This is a genomic window from Pseudomonas sp. CK-NBRI-02, assembly GCF_008124495.1.
Taxonomy (GTDB): domain Bacteria; phylum Pseudomonadota; class Gammaproteobacteria; order Pseudomonadales; family Pseudomonadaceae; genus Aquipseudomonas; species Aquipseudomonas guariconensis.
Genome location: NZ_VSJH01000017.1, coordinates 201,569 through 216,197 on the forward strand (window position 1 = coordinate 201,569; position 14,629 = coordinate 216,197).

General features: G+C 62.6%; 17 protein-coding genes and 1 other RNA gene. 6 read left to right on the forward strand and 12 right to left on the reverse strand.

Annotated features, from left to right (window positions below; translation table 11 throughout):
- Positions 1 to 71: 71 nt before the first annotated feature.
- Genes DQ397_RS14280 through DQ397_RS14300 form a run of 5 tightly spaced genes read right to left on the reverse strand, consistent with a single transcriptional unit; the run spans position 72 to position 4,882 of the window.
- A complete protein-coding gene (locus tag DQ397_RS14280; protein ID WP_178113792.1) occupies positions 72 to 1,289 on the reverse strand; it encodes a 2-octaprenyl-3-methyl-6-methoxy-1,4-benzoquinol hydroxylase in 1,218 nt (405 codons plus the stop codon).
- A gap of 9 nt (positions 1,290 to 1,298) precedes the next feature.
- Complete coding sequence (locus DQ397_RS14285; protein ID WP_043212156.1) at positions 1,299 to 1,781, reverse strand: DUF4442 domain-containing protein; 483 nt, start codon at positions 1,779 to 1,781, stop codon at positions 1,299 to 1,301.
- Positions 1,778 to 2,977, reverse strand: coding sequence for a 2-octaprenyl-6-methoxyphenyl hydroxylase (gene ubiH, locus DQ397_RS14290; protein ID WP_043212154.1), 1,200 nt, complete (start codon positions 2,975 to 2,977; stop codon positions 1,778 to 1,780). The genes DQ397_RS14285 and ubiH overlap by 4 nt, the downstream gene beginning before the upstream one ends.
- The gene (pepP, locus tag DQ397_RS14295; RefSeq protein WP_043212152.1) at positions 2,974 to 4,308 is read right to left on the reverse strand and encodes a Xaa-Pro aminopeptidase; all 1,335 of its coding nucleotides are present in this window, start codon (positions 4,306 to 4,308) and stop codon (positions 2,974 to 2,976) included. Before pepP ends, ubiH begins: the two co-directional genes overlap by 4 nt.
- Before the next feature lie 19 nt (positions 4,309 to 4,327).
- Complete coding sequence (locus tag DQ397_RS14300) at positions 4,328 to 4,882, reverse strand: YecA family protein (RefSeq protein WP_043212150.1); 555 nt, start codon at positions 4,880 to 4,882, stop codon at positions 4,328 to 4,330.
- Between the two features lie 153 nt (positions 4,883 to 5,035).
- Here DQ397_RS14300 and DQ397_RS14305 point away from each other — a divergent pair, with 153 nt between their 5' ends.
- The 4 genes from DQ397_RS14305 to DQ397_RS14320 all read left to right on the forward strand — a co-directional run bounded on the left by DQ397_RS14305 (position 5,036) and on the right by DQ397_RS14320 (position 6,446).
- A complete protein-coding gene (locus DQ397_RS14305) occupies positions 5,036 to 5,245 on the forward strand; it encodes a TIGR02449 family protein (RefSeq protein ID WP_043212148.1) in 210 nt (69 codons plus the stop codon).
- Positions 5,242 to 5,559, forward strand: a complete 318-nt coding sequence (locus tag DQ397_RS14310; RefSeq protein WP_043212146.1) for a cell division protein ZapA — start codon at positions 5,242 to 5,244, stop codon at positions 5,557 to 5,559. The genes DQ397_RS14305 and DQ397_RS14310 overlap by 4 nt, the downstream gene beginning before the upstream one ends.
- A gap of 17 nt (positions 5,560 to 5,576) precedes the next feature.
- Positions 5,577 to 5,756: non-coding RNA, 6S RNA (ssrS, locus tag DQ397_RS14315), on the forward strand.
- Positions 5,757 to 5,837: 81 nt separating this feature from the next.
- A complete protein-coding gene (locus DQ397_RS14320; RefSeq protein ID WP_043212144.1) occupies positions 5,838 to 6,446 on the forward strand; it encodes a 5-formyltetrahydrofolate cyclo-ligase in 609 nt (202 codons plus the stop codon).
- Between the two features lie 18 nt (positions 6,447 to 6,464).
- Here the strand turns inward: DQ397_RS14320 and DQ397_RS24525 are convergent, their stop codons facing one another.
- A complete protein-coding gene (locus DQ397_RS24525) occupies positions 6,465 to 6,614 on the reverse strand; it encodes a hypothetical protein (RefSeq protein WP_167358061.1) in 150 nt (49 codons plus the stop codon).
- Between the two features lie 177 nt (positions 6,615 to 6,791).
- Here DQ397_RS24525 and DQ397_RS14325 point away from each other — a divergent pair, with 177 nt between their 5' ends.
- Positions 6,792 to 7,244 carry an EVE domain-containing protein gene (locus DQ397_RS14325; RefSeq protein ID WP_043212142.1) on the forward strand — a complete coding sequence of 151 codons (453 nt, stop codon included), beginning with the start codon at positions 6,792 to 6,794 and terminating at the stop codon, positions 7,242 to 7,244.
- A gap of 73 nt (positions 7,245 to 7,317) precedes the next feature.
- Here DQ397_RS14325 and DQ397_RS14330 read toward each other — a convergent pair whose 3' ends face one another.
- A complete protein-coding gene (locus DQ397_RS14330) occupies positions 7,318 to 7,722 on the reverse strand; it encodes a flagellar basal body-associated protein FliL (RefSeq protein WP_043212140.1) in 405 nt (134 codons plus the stop codon).
- 157 nt (positions 7,723 to 7,879) lie between these two features.
- On the opposite strand from DQ397_RS14330, the gene DQ397_RS14335 reads away from it, so the two are divergent.
- Positions 7,880 to 8,857 (forward strand): NADPH:quinone oxidoreductase family protein, encoded by a 978-nt coding sequence (locus DQ397_RS14335; RefSeq protein ID WP_043212138.1) that lies wholly within the window; start codon positions 7,880 to 7,882, stop codon positions 8,855 to 8,857.
- A 75-nt stretch (positions 8,858 to 8,932) separates the two neighbouring features.
- Here the strand turns inward: DQ397_RS14335 and DQ397_RS14340 are convergent, their stop codons facing one another.
- The 5 genes from DQ397_RS14340 to trxA form a co-directional block, all read right to left on the reverse strand.
- A complete protein-coding gene (locus DQ397_RS14340) occupies positions 8,933 to 9,583 on the reverse strand; it encodes a gamma-glutamylcyclotransferase (RefSeq protein ID WP_043212177.1) in 651 nt (216 codons plus the stop codon).
- 276 nt (positions 9,584 to 9,859) lie between these two features.
- On the reverse strand, positions 9,860 to 10,828 hold the full coding sequence (locus DQ397_RS14345) for a CDP-6-deoxy-delta-3,4-glucoseen reductase (protein WP_043212136.1): 969 nt from the start codon (positions 10,826 to 10,828) through the stop codon (positions 9,860 to 9,862).
- The gene (ubiD, locus tag DQ397_RS14350) at positions 10,828 to 12,294 is read right to left on the reverse strand and encodes a 4-hydroxy-3-polyprenylbenzoate decarboxylase (protein ID WP_043212135.1); all 1,467 of its coding nucleotides are present in this window, start codon (positions 12,292 to 12,294) and stop codon (positions 10,828 to 10,830) included. The genes DQ397_RS14345 and ubiD overlap by 1 nt, the downstream gene beginning before the upstream one ends.
- A gap of 205 nt (positions 12,295 to 12,499) precedes the next feature.
- The gene (gene rho / locus DQ397_RS14355) at positions 12,500 to 13,759 is read right to left on the reverse strand and encodes a transcription termination factor Rho (RefSeq protein ID WP_043212134.1); all 1,260 of its coding nucleotides are present in this window, start codon (positions 13,757 to 13,759) and stop codon (positions 12,500 to 12,502) included.
- A gap of 327 nt (positions 13,760 to 14,086) precedes the next feature.
- Positions 14,087 to 14,413 (reverse strand): thioredoxin TrxA, encoded by a 327-nt coding sequence (gene trxA, locus DQ397_RS14360; RefSeq protein ID WP_012274768.1) that lies wholly within the window; start codon positions 14,411 to 14,413, stop codon positions 14,087 to 14,089.
- Between the last annotated feature and the right edge of the window lie 216 nt (positions 14,414 to 14,629).

Genomic DNA, 14,629 nt, shown 5'->3' on the forward strand with positions numbered 1-14,629 from the left:
AGGTGCAAATGGTAGTGAATCCCATTATCTACCTCACCTGCGCAGACGTTACCGAATGTTGCCGGACGCCCTCAGGCCTTGGCCAAGGCCGGCAGATCCCCGGAAAGCCCCAGCGCCTGGCGCACGAACAACGCCTTTGCCTCCGGCATCTGCTCCACCAGCTTCAACCCGCTGTTGCGTAGCCAGCGCAGCGGCAATGGATCAGCCTGGAACAGCCGCTCGAAACCTTCCATCGCTGCCATCAACGCCAAGTTGTGCGGCATGCGTCGCCGCTCGAAGCGGCTCAGCACCTTCACGTCGGCGAGCCGTTCGCCACGTTCGCAGGCGCGCTCCAGCTCCTCGGCCAACACGGCAGCATCCAGAAAGCCCAGGTTGACGCCCTGTCCGGCCAGCGGATGGATGGTGTGCGCGGCGTCGCCGATCAGCGCCAGCCCCTCGTCCACATAGCGCTTGGCATGGCGCTGGCGCAGCGGCACGCAAAGCCGTGGATCGGCACTCACCACCTCACCCAGGTGCCCCTCGAAAGCACGACCGAGCGCCTCGCAGAAGGCGGCGTCATCCAAGGCCATGAGTTTCTCGGCCTGCTCCGGCGTGGTCGACCAGACGATCGAGCACCAGGCCTGCCCGTCATCACGGGACAACGGCAGGAAAGCCAGCGGCCCTTCATCGGTAAAGCGTTGCCAGGCCGTGGCCTGGTGCGCCTCGCTGCAGCGCACGCTGGTGACGATGGCGTGGTGCAGGTAATCCCACTCACGGGTTTCACAACCGGTCAGCTTGCGTACCGCGGAGTTGGCGCCATCGGCGGCCACCACCAGCGGCGCACGCAGGGTCCGCCCATCGGCCAGGGTCAGCAGCCATTCGTCGCCGGAGCGGCGCATCTGCTCCAGGCGAGCATTGGACAGCAGGCCGACGTCACTGTCGTGAAGACGCTCCAGCAGGCTATCCTGCACCACGCGGTTCTCGACGATATGGCCAAGCACCTGGGCGTGCACGCTGGCTGCCGAGAAGTGGATCTGACCCGTACCGCTGCCATCCCAGACGTGCATGTCCGTATACGGCGAGACCCGGCGCCCGGCGATGCCTTCCCAGGCGCCCAGGCGCTCGAGGATACGCTGGCTGGCCGCCGACAGTGCGCTGACGCGGGGTTCGAATGGCCCTTGGGCATCGAAGGGTTTGACCGACAGCGGGCTGCCGTCGAGCAGGAGAATTTCCAGGCCGCTGTGGCGCAAGGCCAAGGCCAGGGCGCTGCCGACCATACCGGCACCGACAATCAACAGATCTGCGCGCATTTCCATGCCTTACGCCTGCCTCGCTTGCGGCTTGAGCCGCACATAAAGGGTTTTATCGACCCGCGCAACCAGTTCGCCGGCACCGTCGCGGATATCGACCTGCAAACGAGGCAGGTACTTCTTGCCGCTGGCGGTCTGCTGGCGAATGTCCTCCAGCAACGCGTCATCGACATGGAATTCGGCGAATACCGGGCCTTTGCCGGGTGCGATGAAATCGATGGTGGCGGCCTTGTCCCAGACGATGTATTCACGCCCGAGTCGCTCGATCAACAACAACATGTAGAAAGGATCGACCATCGAATAGAGGCTGCCACCGAACTGGGTGCCGACGTAGTTGCGGTTCCAACGGGTCAGCTTCATGCGCACCCTGATGCTGCGCATGTCGGGACTGATGTGCTGCACGCGGATACCGGCGCCCAGATAGGGTGGGTAGAGGTTGAGCAGCCACCGCAACATGCGGGCCTTTCGGGCGAGCCTGCGCGAATCGCTCATGCACGGCCTCGCGGGTCGGGACGGGTACCCAGGCCCATGGCCTGTCGGGCGAACCAGCGCTTGGCCGGCGGCAGCAGGTCCAGGCCGAGCAACCCAAGGTTGCGACCGGCGGCCAGCAAAGGCTGGCTGCTGCCGAACAAGCGGGTGACCTGGTCGGAAAAACCGATGGTCATGGCCTGGTCCAGTTGCTGACGCTGATGGTAGGCCTGCAACGTGGCAAGGTCGCCCAGCGGCTGCGGGCCGGCCAGCAGGGCTTCGGCCAGCGACTGCACGTCACGCAGCGACAGGTTGAAGCCCTGCCCTGCGATCGGGTGCAGGCTGTGGGCCGCGTTGCCCAGCACCACCAGATGTGGACGCACCTGCTCCTGGGCTTCGATCAAGGCGAGCGGATACAGATGGCGCACCCCTACCTGACGCAGGGCGCCCAGGCGGTAGCCGAATACATCTTGCAGTTCACGCAGGAAGCTGCGTTCGTCGATCTCGGCCAGGCGCTGGGCGTCCATCCCTTGGCGGGTCCAGACGAGCGCACAGCGGTTTTCCGGCAGCGGCAGCAAGGCCATCGGGCCCTGCTCGGTGAAACGTTCGAAGGCCTGCCCGCGATGGGCTTCGCCCGGGGTGATGTTGGCGATCAGTGCGCTTTGTTCATAGGGGGTACGCCGGACATGGATGCCCAGTTGTTCGCGCAAGCCCGAGCGGCCACCGTCGGCGAGTACCGCGAGGTCGCACTCAAGGCTGGTGTCGTCGTCCAGCAGCAAGCGGTAGCCGCCGGCGACAGCCTGCATGGCCTTGACCTCGGCCGGACAACGCCAGCTCACCACATAGGCATCAAGGCTCTGCCACAGGCATTGGCCAAGCCAGGCGTTCTCCACCACATAGCCCAGCGCCGGCACGCCTTCCTCGATCGCATCCAGGCGGGTGGCGCCGAAGCGACCTCGGTCGGACACCTGGATCTGGCTAATTGGCTCGGCGCGTTGGCTGATCAGCTGCCACAGGCCCAAGTGCTCATAGATTTGCCGGGTGCCGTAGGACAACGCCGAGGAGCGGGCATCGTAGCTGGGCTGGAAGCTGTGACCCGGGGCGAACGGCTCGATCAGCAGAATCTTCCAACCGCGCGCCTTGGCGCCGGCCTGCAAGGCCAGGGCTAGGCTGGCCCCGACCAGGCCGCCACCGATGATCGCCAGGTTGACCCGGTTCATGCCGCGTCCTTGCGGGCGGCGGCCATCAACGCTTCGATCTCGGCAACCGTGCGCGGTACGTCGGAGGTCAGAATTTCACAGCCCTGCTTGGTCACCACCACATCGTCCTCGATCCTTACGCCGATGCCGCGCCATTTCTTCGCGACGTTCTGGTTGTCGGCGGCAATGTAGATACCGGGCTCGACGGTCAGCGCCATGCCCGGCTCGAGCACGCGCCACTGCCCGCCCACCTTGTAATCGCCCACATCGTGCACATCCATGCCCAGCCAGTGACCGGCGCGATGCATGTAGAACGCACGATGGGCCTCGCTGTCGATCAGCGCTTGCACGTCACCTTTGAGCAGCCCCAACTCCACCAGCCCCTCGGTGATAACCCGCACGGTCGCCTCATGGGCGTGGTTCCAGTGCTTGCCCGGCGCGATCTCGGCGAACGCGGCGGCCTGGGCCTTGAGCACCAGTTCGTAGATGGCTTTCTGCTCCGGCGAAAAACGCCCGCTGACCGGGAAGGTCCGGGTGATGTCGCTGGCGTAGCAGTCGATTTCACAGCCGGCATCGATCAGCACCAGGTCGCCATCCTTGAGTGGGGCGTCGTTCTGCTGGTAGTGCAGGATGCAGGCGTTGCGTCCGGCCGCGACGATCGAACCATAGGCCGGCATCTTCGCGCCGCCCTTGCGGAATACGTAATCCAGTTCTGCTTCCAGGCTGTATTCGTGCAACCCGGCCCGGCACGCCTGCATGGCCCGCACGTGAGCCTGCGCGGAAATCTTCGCGGCGGTGCGCATCACCTTCACCTCTGCCGCCGATTTATACAGGCGCATGTCGTGCAGCAGGTGATCCAGGGCAACGAATTCGTTCGGAGGCTGGGCGCCGAGCCGCGCCTTGGAGCGAATCACGTTGATCCACTCCATCAACCGGCGGTCGAACTCGGGATTGCTGCCCATGGCGGTATAGACCCGGTCGCGGCCTTCGATCAGGCCGGGCAGGATCTCGTCGATATCGGTAATGGGGAAGGCGTCGTCGGCGCCAAAGTCGCGGATCGCGCCTTCCTGGCCGGCACGCAGGCCATCCCACAGCTCACGCTCAGGGTTGCGCTCGCGGCAGAACAGCACGTACTCGCCATGCTCACGGCCAGGAATCAGCGCGATGACCGCCTCGGGCTCAGGGAAGCCACTCAGGTACTGGAAGTCGCTGTCCTGCCGGTAAACGTGCTCGACGTCGCGATTGCGGATGGCAACCGCGGCCGCAGGCAGGATGGCGATGCTGTTGGGGACCATCTGCGCCATCAGCGCCTTGCGCCGACGGGCATATTCGGCCTTCGGAATATGGCTCATGGGCAGGACCCCCGGGGTATCAGTGCAGCGATGGCTTGGGCGCGGGCGCAGCGGGTTTGGCCAGCTCGGTGTACAGCAACAACGGGGCGACGCGCAGGTACTCCATGACTTCCATGTAGTCGCTCTCACCGTCCTCGGATTCTTCGAGGGCGTCCTGAACCTGGGAAATGGCCACCAAGTCCTGTAGGACTTCCTTGGCTTCGTCGGAGAGGTCCTTGCCGCCGGCGTTGAGCCCGAAGCCTGTGATGAAGCCCTGGCACCATTGGCCCAGGGCAGTGGCACGCTCGGTCAGCGGCGCATCGTCGCCCGGCAGCAGCAGGACGATGGCAATGTCTTCGCCAGTGAGCTCGGCCTTGACCATTTCCTGCAGACCAAGCAAGGCGGCGCGCACGGCATCCACCGGCTCGTTCTCCAGCGCACCGGCGGCGTCGGCCAGCCAGGAATCGGCATCGAAGCCTGCGCCGGCGCAGCTGCGACCGATCAGCAGGCCGTGCAGTTCGGCGGGGGAGACAGGATGGCCATTGCTGGAGAGCAGCGTGGCGAAGGCAGTGTAGGGCGATTGGGTATTGGGCATGGGCAGCTAGGCGCCAGGCGGCGCAATGACTAGAATGAAGACCTTGTATCCTAGCACCGGCAGGCGCGCCAAGACCATCCGCACTGGCTGCACCGCCCCCGGAAGAGGCATGATCGCCAGGCAGTCAACGAGGGAGCGAATCGAGTGCAACCCATGCCAGAGAACGACTTGCAAGCGCTGATGAGCCGATTCGAGTTGCTGATCGAGCGAGTCGAGCAACTAAAACGGCAAAATGCACTCCTACTAGCGCAGGAAAAATCCTGGCGCGAGGAGCGCGCCCACCTCATCGAAAAGAACGAGATCGCAAGGCGAAAGGTCGAGTCGATGATTTTACGCCTCAAGGCCCTGGAGCAAGACTCATGAGTTCAAGCAATAGCGTCACCGTCCAGATCCTCGACAAGGAATACTCGATCATCTGCCCGCCGGAAGAGCGCAACAACCTGGTCAGCGCCGCCCGCTACCTGGATGGCAAGATGCGCGAGATCCGCAGCAGCGGCAAGGTGATCGGTGCGGACCGCATCGCGGTCATGGCAGCCCTGAACATCACCCACGAACTGCTGCACCGTCAGGAGCGTCCGGATGTTGCCGCCAGCGGCACCACACGCGAGCAAGTGCGCGACCTGCTCGAGCGGGTCGACCAGGCGCTGTCCGACGACGCGGATACCAAAATCGGCTGAGCTTGGTATACTGGCGCCACTCCCTGGGGGATGCGCCAGTCGGTTATGTCCCTGAGCCGATACGCACAACCACGGGGGTTGCACGCTGGGGCCGGTGTGCATGTCCGCCCGACGGAAAGCCTTAACGCCCCCTGCAATCTCCACCTTGAACTTTCGGGTTCAAGGGCTACACCGATAGCGGTCTTGTCGGGGAGCCTGAATTCTTTCTTGCCCGCCTGCCCTGGCGGGCAAATCGTCCGGTCGCCACGGCGTCCGGCACATCTGGGAACGCCTGTGCCATGACCGACACCGCGCCGCTCACCCGCCCCCAATTGCGCCGTCTGCTTCGCAATGCCCGCCGCGCACTGACGCCCGCCCAACAACGCCAAGCCTCCCTCGGCCTGTACCGCCAGCTGGCCCAGCATCCGTTGTTCCGCCGCGCCCGGCACATCGCCCTGTATCTGCCCAACGATGGCGAGATCGATCCGCGCCTGTTGCTGCGCGAGGCCCAACGACGCGGCAAGCGTGTCTACCTGCCGGTACTGCATGCCTGGCCGCGCACGCGCATGGTTTTCCAGCGTTTCGAGCACGGCGAAAAGCTGCGCCCCAACCGCTTCCGCATTCCTGAACCTGTGGTCGAACGCAAGCGCCAACGGCCGATCTGGTCATTGGACCTGATCCTGCTGCCATTGGTGGGATTCGACGAGGTGGGGGGGCGCCTGGGCATGGGAGGCGGCTTCTATGACCGCAGCCTGGCTTACCAGGCGCGCCGCAAGACGTGGAAGAAACCGCTGCTGCTGGGGCTGGCCCATGAGTGCCAGAAAGTGGAGCGGCTAGCTCAGGCCAGTTGGGATGTTCCGCTCAAGGGAACGGTCTCGGACCGAGGCTGGTACCTGGCGCTGGCTTGAACGGCGCCTGCGGACAGATCAGCGCTGCGGCTGGGCTGGATCTACCGGCATCTGGTAGGCGGCGTCCACCTTGCGCTCAAGGAAACTCTGCGCATAACCGGTGGTGACGACACCCAGGCCAAAGATAAAGACCAGGATCCAGAGCAGGTCCGGTTTGCGTTGGTTCATTGATGATTGCCCCCCTAGGCAAACAGTCAGGCTCGGCAACCTTCTTGGTGCTGCCGGAGCGTCAAGCTTAAAATCGGCGCATTTTCCGACAACCTGAGTCGACACGCAAACGTTGACGCCAACCGACTGTCGGTTAAATGCGTCAGGTTATTTCAAACTTTTTCAGGAGCCTCACCCATGGCCTATTGGCTGATGAAATCCGAGCCAGACGAGCTCTCCATCGAAGCCCTGGCAGGTCTCGGACAGGCGCGCTGGGACGGGGTGCGCAACTATCAGGCCCGTAATTTCCTGCGCGCCATGAGCGTGGGCGACGAGTTCTTCTTTTACCACTCCAGCTGCCCACAGCCGGGCATTGCCGGTATCGCGCGCATCACTGCCTCGGCCTATCCCGACCCGACCGCACTGGACCCCGAGAGCCATTACTACGACGCCAAGGCCACTGCCGAGAAGAACCCCTGGAGCGCCGTGGACGTTGCCCATGTGAAGACCTTTCGCCAGGTGCTGGGCCTCGGGCTGCTCAAGCAGCAGGCCGCCCTCGACGAACTGCCGTTGGTGCAAAAAGGCAGCCGCTTGTCGGTAATGCCGGTCACGGCCGAACAGTGGGCAGCGATTTTGGCGCTGACGACCTGACACACTGGTAAACCCGGCCCCGCAGGCCCGACGGTAAGCCTTGCGGGAACGGGTCCACCCGTGAAAAGCGCGTTTATTGCACGATCAGGTTGTTGAACAACAAGTCCTCGACGATCGGCTTGCCTTCCTCGGCTTCCATCACCTGCTGAACCTGCTTGAGCGCTTCCTGGCGCAGCTTTTCCTTGGCCTCGACATTGCTCATGTTGTCCACACCCTGCTGGGTGAACAGTGCCACCAGCTGGTTGCGAATCAGCGGTTCATGGTGCTTGACCGCGGTGGCCGCGGCATCACCGGTCACGCGCAGGGCAACGTCGGCCTTGTACACACGCAGCTTGGGGCTGCCGTCGAGGGCATAGTTGCCGACGAAAGGTGGACTTAGGCTGATGTAGGCCACCTTGGGCTCTCCTTCCTTGGCTTCCTCGGCCAGGGCCGCCGCTGGCAACAACAAGGCCAGCATCATCAAGATCCACGCTTTCACGAATTCGCTCCTCAATACAGTTGGCGCCAGCTTACCCAGCACATCGCTCAAACCCAAGCCCGGGCTTATGCCGCCCCATCAGGGCGGGGCATGCTCGTTGACCCGTCCTGTGCCCCTCCTACACTTATCGGCCAACGCACGCAAAGGAATAGCCCCGATGAAAGCAGTGTTGTGCAAAACCCTCGGCCCTGCGCAAAACCTGGTGCTGGAGGAGGTGGCAAGCCCGGTACCGAAGAAGAACGAGCTTCTGCTGGAGGTTCATGCCGCCGGCGTCAACTTTCCCGATACCTTGATCATCGAGGGCAAGTACCAGTTCCAGCCACCGCTGCCGTTCTCCCCTGGGGGTGAAGCGGCCGGCGTGGTAGCGGCGGTCGGGGATAAGGCCGGCGCCTTCGCGGTCGGCGACCGGGTCATGGCACTGACCGGCTGGGGCAGCTTCGCCGAGCAGGTCGCCGTGCCCTTCTATAACGTGCTGCCGATTCCCGTGTCGATGGACTTCGCCACCGCTGCAGCGTTCGGCATGACTTATGGCACCTCGATGCATGCTCTGCGCCAGCGCGGCCAGCTCAAGGCCGGCGAAACCCTATTGGTGCTCGGTGCATCCGGCGGCGTGGGCTTGGCCGCCGTGGAGATCGGCAAAGCCATGGGCGCCCGGGTGATCGCCGCAGCCAGCAGCGCCGAGAAGCTCGCCGTCGCCAAGGCTGCCGGAGCCGATGAGCTGATCGACTACAGCCAGGCCAGCCTGAAGGATGAAATCAAGCGCCTGACCGGGGGCAAGGGCGTGGATGTGGTCTACGACCCGGTGGGTGGCGAACTGTTCGAGCAGGCCGTACGCGGTCTGGCCTGGAACGGTCGACTACTGGTGGTGGGCTTTGCCAGCGGGACCATCCCCCAGTTACCCGTGAACCTGGCATTGCTCAAGGGCGCCGCAGTGCTGGGCGTGTTCTGGGGCGCTTTCGCCCAGCGCCAGCCCGAGGACAACGCAGCCAACTTCCGCCAGTTGTTCGTCTGGCATGCCGAGGGCAAGCTCAAACCGCTGGTGTCGCAAACCTATGCGCTGGCAGAAGCCGGTGCAGCCATCGAGCGATTGGCGCAGCGCAAGGCTGTGGGCAAGTTGGTGGTGCTGACCAAATAGGGGGGCTGGGCGAGGCCTGCCCACGGACGGCAAGCCCCCGAGAGTCGCAAGCACTTGATGGGGAACGGGCGTTTCTTACACCTCGCGCAGGTTATGGCACCTGCGAAACCGCGCTTCCAAATTGCGATCGGGCATCTGGTGGCTGCGCAAGGCGTTGAGCGTCTGTTCGACATAGTCCCGGGTACTGCCATAGCGCCCTTTGGCACTGGCCAGAATCTGACTGAGCAACGCGTCCGGCAGATTGCCGGCATAGCACGGCAGATGCCGCTCCAGCACAAAACCCAGGGCCTGCACCTTGCTGCCGTCGCTCAACCGGCAGTTGAGCCAGTGCGGCCGGTAAGCCGGGTACGGCATCTCGCGTTGCCACAGGGCCATCAGCGAGTCATCCAGGTTGTTCTCGTCCAGGCGATAGGCAAAACCGCTGCACGAGCCACCACGGTCCAGGCCGAACACGAGCCCCGGGCAATCGGGCGTGCCACGATGCTCGTGGGACCATAGATACAGGCCCCTGTGGTACCCATGCACGCGCGCCCGCTGGCGCTCGACCGAATTGCATTCCGGCCGCCAGATCAGCGAACCATAGGCGAACAACCACACCGGTCCACCTTCGTGACGCGACATGGTCAGTTTCATGGAGTGATGCAACTGCTCTTCGGTCAACTGCTGACCGAAATCCAGCGAAGGAGGATAAGTCACCTGCCACGACGAACTTTCAAGTGTCGACATCATGCTGCCGCCATTATTCCCCGTAAACTACCGAAGGCTGTCACTGTAAAAGCCGTGACGCCTCGCTGGAATTACCGTACGGCAGAAAGTGTCCGGAACTCAAGTCAAGTATTGCGTGAGCCCAGTATTCATCTGCCTTTGCGGATAACAGACAGGTATTGTTCCGAGTAGAGTGAAAGTTATTAACCGCGGCGGCAACAATGAGCGCCTTATAATACGAATGGCACACTTCGGTTATTAAAAACGGCACACCTTTGCGGTGTGCCGTGTGCTGTTTCAGGCCCGCGGTGCGTAGGCGAAAACATCGGCGCGCATGCGATGCGCATCCATACCGGCCTCGACCAACGCATCCAGAGTCGCGTAGACCATGGTGGGCGAACCGCTGGCATAGACATGCACCTGATTCAAGTCAGCGATATCTTCGCAGACCGCTTCATGCAACAGCCCACAGCGTCCTTCCCAACCGCACAGATCACTCACCACCTTGTGCAGGAAAAGATTCGGCAACTGCTCCCATTCGGACCAATGCTCGATCTGGTAGAAGTCCTCGGGTCGACGCACGCCCCAATACAGGTGAACCGGATGCTTGAAGCCTTGGGCGCGGCAATGCTCGATCAGACTGTGCATCTGGCCCATGCCGGTACCGGCGGCGATCAATACCAGCGGCCCGTCCGGCAATTCGGCCAGGTGCGCGTCGCCAAACGGCAGCTCGATGCGTGCCACGCCGTCGCGCTGCAACTGGCTGATCAGTTGCCGGGCGCTGTTTTCACGCGCCAGCACATGCAGCTCCAGGTCACGACCGCCATGGGGGGCCGATGCCAGGGAGAAGGCCGCCTTGTCGGCTCCCTCACGTTCGATCATCAGGTATTGTCCGGCGTGATAGCGCGGCGCCTTGCCGGCGGGGGCGCGCAGGCGCACGCGCCAGACGTCGCCACCAACCTCGACGCACTCACTCAAGGTGCAGGCCAGCTTGCGCACCGGCAACTCACCCAGGGCCAGCACACCATCCCAGAGCACCACGCAGTCCTCCAGCGGCTCGGCGATGCAGGTGAACAGCTCGCCATGATCGCGAACTTCACCTTCTTGGCGCACCCGCCCTTCTACCAGCAGCGCGGCGCAAACGTGGCAATTGCCGTTGCGGCAGCTGTTGGGGCAGTCATAACCCAGACGCCGGGCCGCATCCAGAATCCGTTCTCCGGGCTCGACGGCCAGTACCGCTCCGGACGGCTGCAACGTTACCTGCATCAATCTATTCCCAACTGATCCCACAGCTCATCGATACGGCGGGTGACGGCCTCGTCCTTGACGATGGCACGCCCCCATTCGCGTGTAGTCTCGCCCGGCCACTTGTGCGTGGCATCCAGGCCCATCTTCGACCCCAGGCCCGATACCGGCGACGCGAAGTCGAGGTAGTCGATCGGCGTGTTGTCGATCATCACCGTATCACGCTTGGGGTCCATGCGCGTGGTGATGGCCCAGATCACGTCGCTCCAGTCACGGGCGTTGATGTCATCGTCGGTGACAATAACGAACTTGGTGTACATGAACTGTCGCAGGAACGACCACACACCCAGCATCACGCGCTTGGCGTGCCCTGGATACTGCTTTTTCATGGTCACCACCGCCATCCGGTACGAGCAACCTTCCGGCGGCAGATAGAAATCGACGATCTCCGGGAACTGCTTCTGCAGGATCGGCACGAACACTTCGTTCAGCGCCACGCCCAGGATCGCCGGCTCATCCGGCGGACGGCCAGTGTAGGTGCTGTGGTAGATCGGCTTTTGCCGGTGGGTGATGCGCTCGACGGTGAAGACCGGGAAGCTGTCCACCTCGTTGTAGTAACCGGTGTGGTCGCCATACGGCCCTTCCGGGGCCATTTCACCTGGGTGGATCACCCCTTCGAGAATGATCTCGGCAGTGGCCGGCACCTGCAGGTCGCTGCCACGGCATTTGACCAGCTCGGTGCGATTGCCGCGCAGCAGGCCTGCGAAGGCGTATTCGGAGAGCGTGTCCGGCACGGGGGTCACGGCACCGAGGATGGTCGCCGGATCCGCCCCCAAGGCAACGGCCACGGGGAATGGCTGCCCGGGGTGCTTCTCGCACCATTCACGGTAGTCCAGCGCACCGCCACGGTGGCTCAGCCAACGCATGATGACCTTGTTGCGGCCGATCAGCTGCTGGCGGTAGATACCGAGATTCTGGCGATCCTTGTTGGGGCCGCGGGTGACGGTCAGGCCCCAAGTGATCAGTGGCGCCACATCGCCCGGCCAGCAGTGCTGGATCGGAAGCTGGGTGAGGTCGACGTCCTCGCCCTCGACCACGACTTCTTGGCACACCGCGTCCTTGACGACCTTCGGCGCCATGGACACGACTTTCTTGAAGATCGGCAGCTTGGACCAGGCGTCCTTGAGCCCTTTCGGCGGCTCGGGCTCCTTGAGGAAGGCCAGCAGCTTACCGATTTCACGCAGCTCATCGACCGACTCGGCGCCCATGCCCATGGCCACGCGCTCCGGCGTACCGAACAGGTTACCCAGCACAGGCATGTCGAAGCCGGTGGGCTTTTCGAACAGCAGCGCCGGGCCCTTGGCGCGCAGGGTGCGGTCGCAGACTTCGGTCATTTCCAGGATGGGGGAGATCGGAACCTGGATGCGCTTGAGTTCACCGCGCTGTTCCAGGCCACGGATGAAGTCGCGCAAGTCGCGATACTGCATGCAGAAGCCTCGTGTTGGCCGTATCGATCGGGGTTGCAGAGTGTAGCGCCGTTCAAGGCTTTGTTGGGGGCAAAAATGACTTGGGGCCGCTTCGCAGCCCTTCGCATGTAAACCTGCTTCCACCAGAATCGCACGAAACCTGTGGAAGCGGATTTACCCGCGAAGGGGCACGAGGCGGCCCCAATTACATCCTGATCTACAGCGCTTACTTGCGCTTCATCGACAGGAAGAACTCGTCGTTGGTCTTGGTCTGCTTGAGCTTGTCGACCAGGAATTCGATGGCGGCAACTTCATCCATCGGGTGCAGCAGCTTGCGCAGGATCCACATGCGCTGCAGTTCGTCGTCGGCGGTCAGCAGCTCTTCGCGACGGGTACCGGACTTGTTGATGTTGATGGCCGGGAATACGCGCTTCTCGGCAATGCGACGGTCCAGCGGCAGCTCCATGTTGCCGGTGCCCTTGAACTCTTCGTAGATCACTTCGTCCATCTTCGAGCCGGTTTCGACCAGCGCGGTGGCGATGATGGTCAGCGAACCACCTTCCTCGATGTTACGCGCCGCACCGAAGAATCGCTTTGGCTTTTCCAGGGCGTGGGCGTCGACACCACCGGTCAGGACCTTGCCGGAGCTCGGAATGACGGTGTTGTAGGCACGGGCCAGACGGGTGATGGAGTCGAGCAGGATGACCACGTCTTTCTTGTGCTCGACCAGGCGCTTGGCCTTCTCGATGACCATCTCGGCAACCTGCACGTGACGGGTCGGCGGCTCGTCGAAGGTCGAGGCGACCACTTCGCCGCGTACGGTGCGCTGCATCTCGGTCACTTCTTCCGGGCGCTCGTCGATCAGCAGGACGATCAGGTGGCACTCGGGGTTGTTGCGGGTGATATTGGCCGCGATGTTCTGCAGCATGATGGTCTTGCCCGCTTTCGGCGGAGCGACGATCAGGCCACGCTGGCCTTTACCGATCGGAGCGCACAGGTCGATGACACGGCCAGTGAGGTCTTCGGTAGAGCCGTTGCCGGCTTCCATCTTCAGGCGCTCGTTCGGGAACAGCGGCGTCAGGTTCTCGAACAGGATCTTGTTCTTCGCGTTTTCCGGGCGGTCGAAGTTGATGGTGTCGACTTTCAGCAGGGCGAAGTAACGCTCCCCTTCCTTCGGCGGACGGATCTTGCCGACGATGGTGTCACCAGTGCGCAGGTTGAAGCGACGGATCTGGCTGGGCGAGACGTAGATATCGTCAGGGCCGGCCAGGTAGGAGGCATCCGCCGAACGCAGGAAACCGAAACCATCCTGGAGAATCTCCAGCACGCCGTCACCCGAGATCTCTTCGCCGCTTTTCGCATGCTTCTTCAGCAGGGCGAAAATCACGTCCTGTTTGCGCGAACGGGCCATGTTTTCGATGCCCATCTGTTCGGCCATTTCCAAAAGATCGGTAATCGGCTTTTGCTTGAGTTCAGTCAGGTTCATAAGGGGAGTGACGTAATCATGTAAGAAGGGAGAATTAAGCGTTGGCTTAATGAGGCCGCGCCGCTAGATGGCGACAGGATCGCGTACTGATTCGAATTAGGGATGCTTCGGCGACGGCGTGCAGAGGGCACTGGAGAAACAGTGCGAGGCCGAATGTAACACTTGCTTTTTTCGACGTCTAGGGGTTTTGACTGGGTAAATCGCGCCTCGTGGGAACCGGTTTACCTGTGAAGGCAGCCGTGGCTTCACCCTCGAATTCGCGGGCAATCCTGCACTCACAAGCGCTTGGGCCCAGAAAAAAGCCCCGCATGTGCGGGGCTTTTCACATCACAGGTGGGCGTCGAGGAACGCGGCCAGCTGGGACTTGGACAGGGCGCCGACCTTGGTCGCTTCGACGTTGCCGTTCTTGAACAGCATCAGGGTCGGGATACCACGCACGCCATGCTTGGCAGGGGTTTCCTGGTTTTCGTCGATATTCAGCTTGGCGACGGTCAGCTTGCCTTCGTAGGTAGCCGCGATATCGTCCAGGACCGGAGCGATCATCTTGCATGGGCCGCACCATTCAGCCCAGTAGTCGACCAGCACCGGGCCTTGAGCCTGCAGTACGTCGGCTTCGAAGCTGGCGTCGGTGACGTGTTTGATTTTGTCGCTCATGGAAATCTCCAAGGTCGTAAGCAATAAAAAACGTTGCCCATCATAGCTGCACCTACGTCCTACAGGAAGTCGCGCACGATTGAGTGTAACTATAGTTGTGCAAGACGCCACGAATCGAAACTGTCACATCACTGTCATAGCATCGAGTGGCACATTGCCCTGCATCAATCCCGACAATTGTCATGCGTTGGCGCAAGCCATGGATCATGGCAGGAT